General features: G+C 57.6%; 12 protein-coding genes. 4 read left to right on the forward strand and 8 right to left on the reverse strand.

What is annotated here, in order from left to right; genetic code table 11:
• Positions 1–107 precede the first annotated feature (107 nt).
• The 4 genes from WEB54_RS14635 to WEB54_RS14650 all read right to left on the reverse strand — a co-directional run bounded on the left by WEB54_RS14635 (position 108) and on the right by WEB54_RS14650 (position 3,831).
• On the reverse strand, positions 108–425 hold the full coding sequence (locus WEB54_RS14635; protein ID WP_368056213.1) for a Rieske (2Fe-2S) protein: 318 nt from the start codon (positions 423–425) through the stop codon (positions 108–110).
• A gap of 222 nt (positions 426–647) precedes the next feature.
• On the reverse strand, positions 648–1,427 hold the full coding sequence (locus tag WEB54_RS14640; protein WP_368056211.1) for a heme ABC transporter ATP-binding protein: 780 nt from the start codon (positions 1,425–1,427) through the stop codon (positions 648–650).
• Positions 1,424–2,446: a FecCD family ABC transporter permease gene (locus WEB54_RS14645; RefSeq protein WP_368056209.1), complete on the reverse strand. Its 1,023-nt coding sequence runs from the start codon at positions 2,444–2,446 to the stop codon at positions 1,424–1,426. Before WEB54_RS14645 ends, WEB54_RS14640 begins: the two co-directional genes overlap by 4 nt.
• Positions 2,443–3,831, reverse strand: coding sequence for a hypothetical protein (locus tag WEB54_RS14650; protein ID WP_368056207.1), 1,389 nt, complete (start codon positions 3,829–3,831; stop codon positions 2,443–2,445). The genes WEB54_RS14645 and WEB54_RS14650 overlap by 4 nt, the downstream gene beginning before the upstream one ends.
• A 257-nt stretch (positions 3,832–4,088) precedes the next feature.
• Here WEB54_RS14650 and WEB54_RS14655 point away from each other — a divergent pair, with 257 nt between their 5' ends.
• Positions 4,089–4,268: a hypothetical protein gene (locus WEB54_RS14655; protein WP_368056205.1), complete on the forward strand. Its 180-nt coding sequence runs from the start codon at positions 4,089–4,091 to the stop codon at positions 4,266–4,268.
• A 24-nt stretch (positions 4,269–4,292) separates the two neighbouring features.
• Positions 4,293–5,504 carry a phosphoserine phosphatase SerB gene (gene serB, locus WEB54_RS14660; protein ID WP_368056505.1) on the forward strand — a complete coding sequence of 404 codons (1,212 nt, stop codon included), beginning with the start codon at positions 4,293–4,295 and terminating at the stop codon, positions 5,502–5,504.
• Between the two features lie 75 nt (positions 5,505–5,579).
• On the opposite strand, the gene WEB54_RS14665 is transcribed toward serB, so the two are convergent.
• The 3 genes from WEB54_RS14665 to epmB all read right to left on the reverse strand — a co-directional run bounded on the left by WEB54_RS14665 (position 5,580) and on the right by epmB (position 10,921).
• Positions 5,580–7,667, reverse strand: a complete 2,088-nt coding sequence (locus WEB54_RS14665) for an EAL domain-containing protein (protein ID WP_368056201.1) — start codon at positions 7,665–7,667, stop codon at positions 5,580–5,582.
• 171 nt (positions 7,668–7,838) lie between these two features.
• Positions 7,839–9,599 (reverse strand): hypothetical protein, encoded by a 1,761-nt coding sequence (locus WEB54_RS14670; protein ID WP_368056199.1) that lies wholly within the window; start codon positions 9,597–9,599, stop codon positions 7,839–7,841.
• A 266-nt stretch (positions 9,600–9,865) separates the two neighbouring features.
• Complete coding sequence (epmB, locus tag WEB54_RS14675) at positions 9,866–10,921, reverse strand: EF-P beta-lysylation protein EpmB (RefSeq protein ID WP_368056507.1); 1,056 nt, start codon at positions 10,919–10,921, stop codon at positions 9,866–9,868.
• A gap of 39 nt (positions 10,922–10,960) precedes the next feature.
• Here epmB and efp point away from each other — a divergent pair, with 39 nt between their 5' ends.
• Both efp and epmA read left to right on the forward strand, forming a co-directional pair.
• Entirely contained in the window at positions 10,961–11,533 is a 573-nt protein-coding gene (efp, locus tag WEB54_RS14680) for an elongation factor P (protein ID WP_348477567.1), read from the forward strand.
• Between the two features lie 277 nt (positions 11,534–11,810).
• Positions 11,811–12,767: an EF-P lysine aminoacylase EpmA gene (gene epmA / locus WEB54_RS14685; RefSeq protein WP_368056509.1), complete on the forward strand. Its 957-nt coding sequence runs from the start codon at positions 11,811–11,813 to the stop codon at positions 12,765–12,767.
• 33 nt (positions 12,768–12,800) lie between these two features.
• Here epmA and WEB54_RS14690 read toward each other — a convergent pair whose 3' ends face one another.
• A complete protein-coding gene (locus WEB54_RS14690; protein WP_368056511.1) occupies positions 12,801–13,418 on the reverse strand; it encodes a ProQ/FINO family protein in 618 nt (205 codons plus the stop codon).
• Between the last annotated feature and the right edge of the window lie 226 nt (positions 13,419–13,644).

Raw genomic sequence — 13,644 nt, forward strand, 5'->3', positions numbered from 1 at the left:
CCTAGGCTTCGGCATCCATGCCTCAGACTTCCCCGGATAGGCCTACCCGGTAGCCAACACTTGGTGTGCAGGTCATTCCTAATCACGATCAAGTACGAATTCCTTTTTTAGGAAACTAAGTACAGTAGGTCGTCTTTGACAGTAAATTCAGCGGGCTTCAAATAATCCCCCTGGCAGGGGCCAGACAAACAGTGTCCGGTTTCAATCTCGAACAGGGCACCGTGGGTGGAGCACTGGATCAGGGCGCCGTCGAGGTCCAGAAAATCGTTTTCCTGAAATTCCAGCTCAACGCCCAAGTGCGGGCACTCATTGTGGTAGACGAAAATCTCACCGTCTTTGCGCACGGCAAAGACCGGTTTGTCGGCAATATCGAAACCGAGTGACTGGCCTTCGTTCAGATCGTGAACAGAGCAAAGTTCGATCATTGAGACTCCTAAGAAAGATATAGTTCAAGTTTCGGAGTTCGCACCCAATAAAGTGCCAGGTAGCGGGCGTATCTCTCCGGGCTAGTCCGCAACATGGATGTTGCGGTCTAGGCCCCATGGAAGGGTGTACGCCGACCCTGGAGAGCTGCACCCGGTGCCTGGCACGGTCCATGGGCAGAAAAGCACATCTGAACTCCGTAATGGAAGGTTTAACCATATTGGCTAATCCGGAATGATGAGCGGGCAGTTGTGGCGCGGGTGGCGCTGTACGGTGACGGTCAGGTCGAAATAACGCTGCAATGTATCAGCCTGGAAGACTTGATTCGGGGTGCCCTGGCTGACGATTTGCCCCTGGTGCATCAGAACCACGTTATCGGCGTAGCGGGCCGCCAGGTTGAGGTCGTGCACCACCAGTAAAATGCCTACCTCTCGTCGGGCAAACTGCTGCACTGCCTTGAACAGAGCCTGTTGATGGCTCAGATCAAGGCCGGTGGTGGGCTCGTCGAGTAGCAAGAAACAAGGGCCTTCCGGCTGGGTTTCCCAGATTTGTGCCAATACCCGGGCCAGATGGACACGCTGGCGTTCGCCGCCGCTGATGTCATCGATACTGCGTTTGTTGAACTGGCTCAGATCACACAGCGCCAGTGCTTCTTGCACAATGTGGTCGTCCCGTTGACGGCCGGTGTCATGTGGGTAACGGCCGAGCGCGACCACTTCCTCCACTCCGAATTCGAAATTCAAGGCATGTTGCTGGGGCAGAACCGACAACAATCGCGCTCTGTCCTGCCCCTCCCAGCGGTGGATCGGCTTATCATGGAACCATACTTCGCCCTGTTGTGGACTCAGTTCGCCACTTAGGGCTTTCAGCAGCGTACTCTTGCCAGCGCCGTTCTGACCCACCAGAGCGGTGATTCTGCCTGGTTCTATTGTAATCGAAACATCGCTCAGGACAGCTGGGCCGGGGATTAGACCCAGTGTCAGGTGTTTGGCTCGCAGTGTCATGACAAACGGCCTTGCTGACGATGAATCAGATAAATGAAAAAAGGCCCGCCGAGCAATGAGGTGATGATGCCGACAGGCAGCTCAGCCGGGCTCAATATAGAGCGTGCCAGCCAGTCGGCCCATAGCGTCAGCAGGGCGCCCAGTACCAGGCTCAGCGGTAGCAGGCGGCGGTGGTCGGCACCGATCAGCATGCGCACGATATGGGGCACGACCAGGCCGATAAAGCCGATGATGCCAGTGAAGGCTACCGCAGCCCCTACTCCGGCCGCGCTGAGATATACAATGCGGCGTTTTAGCACGGGAACATCAAAGCCCAGATGACGGCACTCGGATTCACCCAACAGCAGGGCGTTCAGCGGCCGCCAAAGGCGGTACGCCAGGGGTGCGATGATTGCCAGTACGGCCGCCGTGATGCCCACACCCGACCAGTTGGCGGCGGAGAAGCTGCCCAGGCTCCAGAACGTCAGGGTGCGCAGCTGTTCATTGGTCGACAGATAGGCACACAGGCCAATGCCGGCGGCGGCGACCATATTGAAGGCCACGCCCGCCAGTATCAGCCGCAGCGGCGAATAGTGGTTGCTGTGACCTATCAGCATGACCAGCCGGGTTGCCGCCAGGCCACCGCCGAAGGCGACCAGGGGTAACAGGAAGGGTCTTAAGACGCTGGGTAGGGCGTTTGGCAGGTTGCTGGCCAGAACCAGAACAACGACCACCATCAGGGTGGCGCCGCTGGAAACGCCCATCAAGCCGGGCTCGGCCAGGGGGTTACGAAACAGGCCCTGGATCAGCACGCCGCACACCGCGAGCAGTGCGCCCACACAGAGTGCCAGCAGGGTACGCGGGATGCGAATCTGCCAGAGAATCAGCCCCTGCAGCTGATCGCCGGGCCCGGTAAACAGATGTTTAAGCAGGGATGACCAGGGCAGATGGGTTGGCCCGGTCGCCAGACTGGCGATCAGCGTGATCACAAACACCAGTGCCAGCCCTGCCCACAGCCAGGCTGTGGGCACCGCTTTCATTGCGCCTCCAGCAGCGTGCGCGCCTGGGATCGCAGCAACTGATCCTGATTGCCGATAATGGCATCCAGCTCCCAGACCTCGAGCCGGGAGCCGTCCGACAGAGTGATGTCACGCACCAGCGACACTTCGACGCTGCGGTTCAGTTCGGCATCCTGCAGCATGGGCTCGGCCAGGTAGAGTGTATCCCGGGGTTGCAGGGCACTGACCTGCTGCAGCCATTGGGACGCATCACCGGCGACCAGGGGCAGCGGAATGCCATGTTTGGTGGTTCTTGATACAAAGGCGGGGCCAGCGCTGAGTGAATAACCGAAGCTGGGTTGTTTTCTGTGAGACTGTCGGTGCAGTTGTTCGGCGGCCATTTGCAGTACCCGGGCCGCACAGACGGCGTTCAGCGCGTAGTGTTCGTCGTCGCCAAGACCAAAGACCAGGGTAAAGCCTTCAGGCAGCAGCACCCCACCGTAAAGTTCACCGACCTGAGTGATTAGGTGCTCATAGCGCGCCCACAGGACCTGCAGTTGATGGGCGTCGTAGTGGCGGGTCAGAGCATCCCAGTTGTGGCATTGCACATTGAGCAGGGCGACATCGCAGTAAGCTCCTTTTTCGCCGACCAGGTGGGTTTGTTCCAGCAGGCGCTCGGCTTCGGCGGAGTCGGTTGAAGTCGCCAGGGTGCGCAGTACCTGAGCATTGCGATCCAATGCGTTGCTCAGGCGTTGCACCAGCATGCGTATCTGGTGTTCGGGCGGTCCGCTGAAGGCGTCCCGCCATTCGGGAATCTGCTCGCTCAGCTGTGCGGCGAGTTTGTGTGTCGCCTGATCCTGCAGGCGGGTACGCCAGCCGATCAGACCTGCCGCCAGCACCAGCACCAGCAAGTTGAACAAAAACCAGGCCCGGTAGGCGCGTTGCTCCCAGGAGCGCAGTGGTTGGTCATCCAGTTGAACCTCGACGTTGCCGAGCAGGTCCGATTCAAAGTACACCGGGTGGCTGAACCGGTCGATGGCATCGGGGTTGCGGCCGCCAGGGCGTGACGTCAGGGTGATGTTCTGGCTGGTCGAATTCAGATTGGCGTTGAACACCAGCGGCTCTTCGGCGGTGCGGTTGAGTAACAGGCTGATGGCAAGCCGGTCGCCCCGTTGCAGCGGCGCGGCAATGTCAAATGCCAGCGTACGGGACAGGCTTTCGCCGAGTCGCTGACCAGCCTGGGCCAGCGCATCGCTGGCAGGCTGATACCAGAATACCCAAAGCATGACGTTGACCAGAAGCATCAGGGTGACGATGAAGCCGGTTAACGGCTGCCATAACCAGCGCTGCCAGTGTCGTGACCACCGGCTGATAGCCGCAGGGCGGGAGTCTGGTTGTGCCTGGGGTGTGCGAGTATCAGCCGTCATACAGGGTTTCAGAATGCTCTGGTGATGAAATGAGTCCGGGCCGTTAATTGTTCCGTTGCGTCCCAGTCGATACAATACCGCAGCCTGTCACCATGGTGGCAGCCGCGGCGCGGCCAGCGGTGCCCCCTATGCAAGCGGGGCACCGCTGGTCGCGTTTAAGGCGGCTATGGTAGCGGTATTTCGGGCTATAAAGAACCCGCGGTTCAGTGAATCCCGGCACAGCCCGTGCCCCCCGTCCCAATCAATGAGGAAAGATCATGAGTAAAGCGGTAGAGCAGTTGCACGCCCAACTGAGCCAGATCAAAAAAGGCCTGTTTATGATGGGCCCGGACCGGATTCGCGCCATGTCCACCCATGAAACCGACGACCTGATCGTTGAGCTGCAAGCGGTTACCGACCAGGCGCTGGCCGAGCTGACCACACTGAAAGGCGAGTAATTCCACCGACCGGAGCCGTGCCTGGTGAGTTCTATTTTAATGTTAAAGGTGAGTGGTCACGACCGTAAGGGTCTGACCGCTGAGCTCACCACAACGCTGGCTGAGTTTGGCGTCATACTCCTCGATATGGGCCAGTCGGTCATTCACGACCAGGTGTCTCTGGGCATGTTATTACAGTTACCGGACGGTGCTGACACCTCGGGCGTGCTCAAGGAAATTCTGTTCAAGGCCCATGAGCTGGGTATTCACGCCCGCTTTACGCCGGTTGAAGAACCGGCCTATACCGACTGGGTCGGGCAGCAGGGTAAAGACCGCTATGTGCTGACCCTGCTGGCGCGCCGCATCACCGCCCAGCAACTGGCCAGGGTTTCCACGGTGGTCAGCGAGCAAGGGCTGAACATTCAGGACATCACCCGCCTGACCGGTCGCATACCGTTGGACGCACCCGCCGACACTGGTAAAGCCTGCATTGAACTGACCTTGCGCGGTCAGCCGAGCAATGCAGACACCTTGCGACTGGCCTTTCTGGACATCAGCAGTCAATTGGACATCGACGTTGCCTTTCAACAGGATTCGGTCTATCGGCGCAATCGTCGGCTGGTGTGTTTCGATATGGATTCGACACTGATCGAAACTGAAGTGATCGATGAGTTGGCCCGGGCAGCAGGGGTCGGTGATCAGGTAGCGGCCATTACCGAGCGCGCTATGTCCGGCGAGCTCGATTTTCAGCAGAGTTTCAGGCAGCGTATGGCATTGCTGAAAGGGCTGGATGAATCGGTATTGGCCGGTATTGCGGCCCGGTTGCCAATTACCGAGGGCGCCGAGCGCCTGATTCGCACTTTGCGGGCTTATGGCTTCAAGACGGCGATTCTGTCGGGCGGTTTCACCTATTTCGGGCACTACCTGCAGCAGCGTCTCGGCATCGATTATGTGTATGCCAATGAACTGGAGATAGCCGATGGCCGGGTTACCGGCGAGGTGAAAGGCGCTATTGTCGATGGTGCCCGCAAGGCTGAGCTGCTGCGCGAATTGGCGCAGCGGGAAGGCATTCAGTTGGAGCAGACCATAGCGGTGGGTGATGGCGCCAACGATTTACCGATGCTTAGTCAGGCTGGGTTGGGCATCGCCTTTCGCGCCAAGCCAATTGTTCGCGAAAGTGCGCGACATGCGATATCAACTCTGGGGCTGGATGCGGTGCTGTATCTGCTTGGGTTCCGGGATCAGGATATTCACTGAGCTATAACCACACTCGGTAGCCGGTGCGGGCCAATACCTCCCGGCCGACTCTACCAGTTACTTAGACTATGGCGATCAGACCGCCTCTTCTTCATCGTTGGAATCAAATTCGTAGTCCATACCAGTCAGCGGTGCCTGAACGTAAAAGCCCTGAATGTAGTTCACTCCCAGCTCCCACAGTGAGGCGAGAATCTCCGCGCTTTCAATTTGCGGCACGATAGAGTTTATGTCCTGCTTGTGGATGGCACTGACCAGCGTTTCCAGCGACGCCATGGCTTTGTCGTTCTTGGGCAGGGCTTCGATGAAGCTGCCATGGACCCGGATGTAGTCGATGTCCAGATGACGGGTGACCGACAGACCGCTTTCAATCAGGCCAAAGTGCGTCAGCGCCAGTTTGCATTTCAGCAAACCCAGCCCTTTGCTGAAGGATTTGGCAACCTTCAAGTAGCTTTGCGCCTGTTCTTCGGTGATCTGGAAGGTTAGGGCATCGCCCGGCAGTTTGGCGGCTTTCAAGGCGCTGTTAACCCAGGGCAGGAAGGTGGGGTCCTGGATTGAGCTGGGCGTCAGATAAATGAACACCTGGGTGTTATGACCCCGCTTACGATGGTCGGCCAATGTCTTGATGGTGTTCAGTACAACCCAGCGGTCGAGTTTGGCGCCCTGATTCCGGGCTTCAATCAGAGGCAGGAAATCTTCCGGCAGGAGGTCGGTGCCGTCTTTGTCGACCAGGCGCAACAGCACATCGTAGTGTTCCCGGCTATCGCCTCTAAGGCTGATGATGGGCTGAAACAGAATGCGGAAACCGTCGTTTTCAAGCGCGTGCTCAACTTTACCCGCCATATTGTCATCGGACAGGTTGGCAATATCGGATTTGTCGTAATACTGTACGCCGGTTTTCTCCTGGATCGCGCGGGTGTAGGCCTGATGGGCGTGGCTCAGGGCCTCCTGGCCATTCTGGCAGCGTTCATCGATATGAGCGATGCCGAAGGCTACTTCGACTGGCAGGGTACGGCCATCCACTTCAAACAAATGATCGGCGATTTCTTTGCGAACCTCGAGCGCATCCGCTTTGAGGGTGTCGATATTGCCGCTGCCGATCAACAGGGCAAAGCTGTCATCGCCGTAGCGCGCCAGCATTGAACCCTTAGGCTGATGTCTGGCGTAGACTTCGGCCAATTCCTTCAGAATGACGTCGGTACCGGCGATGCCAGCTTTGGTTTTCAGGTCACTGAAGTTGACGATGCCGAAGTGCAATACAATCTGGCTGGCATTGTTTTTCAGTACTTGCTGGTAGGCGGTTTTCAGCGCGTCGGTGAAGTGCTGGCGGTTGTATAGGCCAGTCACCAGATCCTGAGTGCTGATTTCCTTGATTTTTGCCTGCAGTTCTTCGTTGTCGGCATCGTTGCGGCGAATGACCAGTTGGGTGCAGGGTTCGCCTTCGTAGCTGGCCCCCGATAGGGTCATGCGAATATTGAATGGCTCGCCGTTGACGTGTTCGGCGACGCAGGTGAGTTCACCGGTTGAACCGTCGCGACAGGTTTTCAGGGAGCTCTTGAGTCGGTCGAGGTCTTTACGGGCGATCAGGTCCATGATCGGTGTGCTTTGCAGTTCTTCCAGATCATCGTAGCCGAACAGGGTCTGGTAGGCCTCATTGGCATAAATATGCATGCCTTCGTGAACATAGGCAATGGCGTCGACGGAGCTGTCGAGCAACAACTGGCAGCGTTTTTCGGTTTCCTGCAGGCTGGCATACGTCTCGCGTAATTCTCGGCGGGCTTTCAGCGCGGCTTTTTCCCGTTTCACCGCGCTGATCAGATGTTGTTCCTCGCCTTCGACCAGCACATCGGTAAGACCGCTTGCGAGCGCCTCGCTAATACGGTTGGCGTCGTAAACATTGATCAGACCGAGAATGGGAAGGTCTTTACCAGCGCGCTGAATAGTGCCGACCGCAACTGCCGGATCGACCGTCTGGGTATCAAGTTTGACCAGTAACATATCCCAGTGCTGCTCTGACAGCACGGTTTCCAGCTCGTTCAGACTGGCAATAAAGTGGGAGCGAACGGCCTGGCCAGCGTTGCGCAAAACGCTGAGCAGGGGTTCTGCCTCACTTTGAGTGTCGTGGATAACCAGGAGTTGGAGCGCGCTTGCGTTACTTTCAGACATGAATCAACTATCGCGATAAAGTTTTTAGACTAGGGGTCTGAGTATAGTGACGAACGGTCGGTCTTGACAGTCATGCGGCGGTTTTTTTGGAATGGCCGGTTCAAGGCTGAGAGGGTCGTCTCGGTTTCTGCTCCTGCTCTGGCGTCCCCCAACCCAGCCGCCAATGGCTGGTCAGAGTTGTCGCCAGAGGCTTTCGAAGCTGTTGTCGGCACCAATCGGGTGACTCCGGTCTGGTTCGATCGGTTTATGAGCAATTTTACGCACCTGGAACTGACTGAGAATGCCCGTGCTCAAAATGCGTTTGGTGAGCTGATACGTGCCTTCATTGCCGGAGATATTGATGGTCACTTTGTTGCCTACCTGAAAGGGTAGTTGCGGGGTTAGCACTGAAGCGTCCTGGCCGATAGCCCGGATTTCCGGAACGAACAGGCCGCGAAGGTAATCACCGTGTGCGCCGGTTTTGTGCAATTTGCGTATGCCGCAGGGCTGACTGTTGGGCGCAATCAGTTCGACACCCATTTGCGTGCCGCTCTCTTTGCTCTGGCGTAGCCAACGCACTACACCCAGGTTCCAATGTTGCAGTTTCTCTTCCTTGACCGCGACGACTTCACCGGTTTTCAGGTTGTTGGCCGCTTTGTCGGTCCATTGAATGCAATAGCCGCGCGGGCTGACATTTGCTAACAGGCCGGAGTACCTGGGGTGGTCTTCATCGGCGCTGGGCATGCGTCGCTGCTCAGCGTCGAAAGATTCCTCCCAGTCGTCTTTCTGTGACTGGACCGCCTTGGTTTCAAATGCCGCAAAGCGCGAACCCATTGCACCGATAAAGGGGTTTTCCGCATTGGCCGACTGATCATGGAGCTGGGAGTAAAAACCGATACCCCCGGACATGTGAAAGTGGGTGCCGGTCAAACCTACCGTAAGCGACACCTTGCCGATGGATTGCGTACGTGAAAACGCGCGCTGCTTCATGCCGCCCCAGGACTGGACCAAATGCTCAAGCAAAGCCTGATTGAAGTCTTTGGGCAGTACTCCGCTGGGTGCCTTGTCGTCGGATCTGGCGGAGGCCTCGGTTCGTTTCAGCTCATCGTGCAACGGTCTGACCAGCGGCAGCGTGTTGACACCCAGATAGTCTGAGTAGTTCGCTTGTTTGATCAGATAACTGTACTGCGGTGGCTGGTCGGTCTCCGGATTGATGACCAGTACTGATTTTTCGTCGGCGACGTCATCGATGTCGAGTAGCGGCGTCCAGCGCGATAGGGCGGTGTACACATCGGTCAGTTCGCGTTGCAGCAGTTGGTTGGGTTGGCTGGTGCCGAGCAGAACGGCTGTGAGGTACACCTCCTGAATATTGGAACGCTTGCCCTGCTCGTTCTCTTCGATCGGCGTGGTATGTAAGTTGAGCGTCGAGGCGATCTGGTAGAGCTGGTGAATCTCACGCCACAGGCCGGTTGGTGTGGGAATGTAGAGCTGGTAGGAACGCAGCAAACTCGGGATCAAATCGCTCAGCGTGCGGTGAATAGCCTTGGCCATCAGTGCCTTTTGTTTGATGGTGCCCTGCGCCAGCATATGCTGAACGATGATTTTATAGCCGGTTGCCAGGTGGGTTTGCAGTGCCTGGGCAAGGTTCGCAACTTTGCGTTGCTGATCATCAAGTGCAACGCCCTGGTTCAGGTATTTCTGGTTCAGCGAGTTGCACACGTAATGGATCGGCTCACGCACCATGTCCATCAGTTCCAGGCGTGATGCGTTGCTGATGCGCAGTTGGTTGAATTCGATAACGGCATGATAGAGCTGGCGTGAGGTTTCCCCGATGTTGGCCATCGGCAGTCCCGCTACCCAGGCTTTGAGTTGGCGGGCATTGGGTTCACAGAATGACAGCGTGGTCAGGGTCTGCTGTGGGATATTGAGATAGTGTTTCGGCCTGTAATCCATTCAGTACTCTACCCAGTGTTTTGCCGAAGTATAGTCGTGTTGCCGCTGTGTCAATGTCATTGGTGCTGCGGCTGTGCTTGAAGGCCTGTCAGGTGTTGCCAGGGTGCACATGGAATCGTTCAGTGTTTCAGGCCCTGTATTACGTTAGATTAACGGCCTGTGCGGTCTATGGGAACCAGTTGCCGATAGAAAAATGGCAATTTACGCCCTTTTTTATGACAGTCGATCATGTGATCTGCTTCACATTTCTGCGGCCGGCATTCATTTTAAGCTCCGTTTATCCAGCGCTTGTGGTAATCGCCTGGTACCTCCCGGACCAGGCGCGGCACCAGGTAACCCGGCAATTGAGCTTGCAGTTGCTGCCAAAGACGCCTGGCATTCTCATCGGCCGTATCGAAATGCGCCGCCCCGGCAACCGGATCCAGCACGTGCAGGTAATAGGGCAACACGCCCTGGTTAAACAGGGCATGGCTCAGCGCAACCAGGGTATCGACCTGGTCGTTGATGCCTTTCAATAGCACGGTCTGATTCAGCAGCAGGGTTCCTCTGATACGTAAGGCCGTTAACGCTGGATGCAGCTCACTGTTAAGTTCGCGGGCATGATTGGCGTGTAGCACCATAACGCTGTTCAGTCGGGTTCGATCGAGCAGGTCGAGCAGGCCTGGATCGATGCGGGCGGGAAGCACGATGGGTGTGCGCGTGTGGAAGCGGAGCGTAGTCAGGTGTGGTATCTGTTCCAGCGCCCCGATCAACTCAGCCAGCGCCTTGTTGTCGAGACTCAGCGGATCACCGCCGCTGAGGATAATTTCATGAATGTCGGGTCTCTGGCGCAGGTAGTCGAGCGCCGGTTGCCATTGCCGGGAGGTGAGCCGGTTGTCAGCGTAGGGGAAATGTTGCCGGAAGCAATACCGGCAATGTACGGCGCAGGCCTGGGTTGTGATCAGCAGAGCCCGGCCGGGGTATTTGTGCACCAGACCGGGCACCGGGTTGTGCTGTTTTTCCTGCAGCGGGTCGTCGCTAAAACCGGCATTGGGTTGCCGTTCGATGCGCTGGGGCAGCACTTGCAGCAGTAGCGGGTCGTTGGGGTCGCCCGGGGTCATGCGGCGAATGTAGGATAGCGGCACCCGTATCGGGAAATGCGGCTCCAGATCGGCCCGGGCGGCGATTGGGTGTTCGCTCAGGTTCACCAGCCGCAGTAACTCGGGCACGGAGCGGACCGCCTCTTTCAGTTGTTGTTGCCAAGGTGTGGACCAGGAATCGTAATAGCCGGTGCTGGAAATGATCCGGGGGGAGTCCACACTTGAGCCAAACTCAGTTAACATAGCGCCTCTTTGAACAGTGCACTTAGCAGGAAAAGGTTAATGGCCACATATTCTACCAGTGAATTCAAAAGCGGTCTGAAGGTTCTTCTTGAAGGCGACCCTTGCGCGATCGTTGAGAACGAATTCGTAAAACCCGGTAAAGGTCAGGCCTTTAGTCGGGTCCGTTTGAGAAACCTGAAGACCGGTCGGGTCTGGGAACGTACCTTCAAGTCCGGTGAATCCATCGAGGCCGCCGATGTCATGGACATCGATATGGAGTACCTCTACAGCGATGGCGAGTTCTGGCACTTTATGAAGACCGATGGTTCCTTCGAGCAGTTGCCAGCCGATGAAGCGGCGGTCGGCGACACCAAAGACTGGCTGAAAGAGCAGGAGCAGTACGTTGTCTGCCTGTTCAACGGCACGCCTATTTCGGTGTCACCGCCGAACCACATCGAGCTGGAAATTGTTGAAACCGACCCGGGCCTCAAAGGCGACACTGCCACGGGTGGTTCCAAGCCTGCCACTCTGGCGACCGGCGCTGTGGTAAAGGTACCTCTGTTCATCAACCAGGGTGAAATCATCCGGGTCGACACCCGGACACGCGAATACATTAGCCGCGCCAAGCAGTAAAACAGGATGCTGGCTCATTGTAACTCAAGTTACGGAGTTGGAGTCGGCCTGGTGGTAATGGTCCGCATCGGTTACCGGGGGTGTCCCTGCGGGGTCGGCGTGAATCCATCCATGGAGCCTAGACCGCAGCATCCCTGCTGCGGACTTCCCCGCAGGGACACCCCCGGCAGCCGCCGCTGGTCACCTCGGCTAACTCCGAAACTTAAGATCGCAAAACCGCCTTTCTGGCGGTTTTTTGGTTTTAGTGCGACACGAGACGCGTTTCAAAGGTGAAATCATGACTGAATGGGCTCCAACAGCAGATATCGAGACCCTGCATCGTCGGGCCATGCTGATGGCGGCGATTCGGCAATTCTTCGCTGAGCGCCGGGTGCTGGAGGTGGATACGCCGGTGCTGTCAGCCGTTGGTGTGACCGATGTGCATGTTCACAATCTGCGCACGGCGGACGGCGGGTTTCTGCTGACCTCCCCCGAGTACCCTATGAAGCGACTGCTGGCTGCCGGCATGGGTGATTGTTATCAATTGGGCCATGTGTTCCGGGCTGACGAGAGCGGGGCGCGGCACAACCGCGAGTTTACGCTGCTGGAATGGTATCGGCTGGGCTGGGATCACCATCAACTGATGCAGGAAGTGACGGCTTTGTGCGAGTGGGTGCATCGTGCCGCCGGAGGTTCGGGCACGCTGGCGTCGAGGTTATTGAGTTACCAGGTGGCGTTCGCAAGTGCCGGGCTTCCGGACCCGCATCGGGTGTCTCTGCAGGAGCTGCGGCAGGTAACGGCGCTGCAGCTGAGTGCTGATACAGCTGAGTGGGGTCGGGATGCCTGCCTGGATGCCCTGATGGCCCTGGTGGTCGAGCCGGGCTTGCCGCCTGAGCAATTGACCTTTGTGATTGACTACCCGTCCAGTCAGGCTGCGCTGGCGCGTACGCACACCCGCGAGGGTATCGAATTGGGTCACCGGTTTGAGTTGTACTGGCAGGGTATGGAGTTGGCGAACGGCTATTGGGAGCTGACTGACTCTGACGAACAGCGGCGGCGTTTTGAGCAGGACGCGCTGCTGAGGCAATCACAGGGTTTGCCTGATCCCGGGGTTGATGAGCGTTTGCTGGCGGCGATGCGGGCCGGTTTGCCGGAGTGCGCGGGGGTGGCGCTGGGTGTGGACCGTTTGTTGATGGTGGTGCTGGGGAAAGCCCATATTCGGGAGGTATTGCCGTTCGATGCCGACCGGGCCTGAGCCCGGTGGACGAGACTGAGTCGTAAGCCGAGGTCAGTTTTTGGTTTTGTTCACCAGCATTTCCAGTTTCCGCTTCATGCGGTCTTCAGGCGGCAACGAATCTTCAGGGTTGGCAACTTCCGGAGCTGCTTGTGCCTTGGCCGGCGCGGCGCGATTGTCTTTGCGCGGCTTGTTCGGGCGCGGCCCTCTGGGCTTGCTAGCCGTTTCGGGTTTGTCGCCATCTGCACGTGGCTTACGGTTCGCCGCCGGTGGGCGCTGTTTGGCCCGTTCTGCCCGACGCTTTTCAATGGCGTCGAACTTTTCTTTGGCATGCGCAGCGTCTTCGGCGCTGACTTGTCCAGCCGGAGTTCCGTCGATAGTAACCCGGTCGACCCCTTCCAGCATGCAGGCGTAATAACTGCGTAACCGAACATAGACGTTCAGAGCCCGGCGAATCCGGGTCTTCGACAACTTGCCGTCTTCAGCCAGGGCTTCGTGGATACCAATTTTCAGCGGCTTGGGCTTGCGCGGATTAAACGCTTCAGGATACAGCTCGCAGAGCTCATCCATGGCCTTCCGGTTGGCGTCGAATTCTTTTTTACGCTGGGCATCGGTTTTGCGTTTGGCCGGCGCCTGGGCTGTTTCGGTGTCTGTTGCGTTGTGTTCGGTCATTATGGATCCGGCAAATTCGTTGAGCGGCGCAGGATACCCCGTTAAACCGGTTTTGAAAACCCGGATTTGGGGTTACTGCGACGACAGATTGTTTACGGTGGTTTCTGGGTCAGGTGGCAGAATGCGTGCTGGCCACCGGGTAGGCCTATCCGGGGTCGGCGTAAACCCGTCCATGGGGCCTAGACTGCAGCATCCATGCTGCAGACTACCCCGGATAGGCCTACCC

This window comes from Saccharospirillum sp., assembly GCF_040881935.1.
Taxonomy (GTDB): Bacteria; Pseudomonadota; Gammaproteobacteria; order Pseudomonadales; family Natronospirillaceae; genus Saccharospirillum.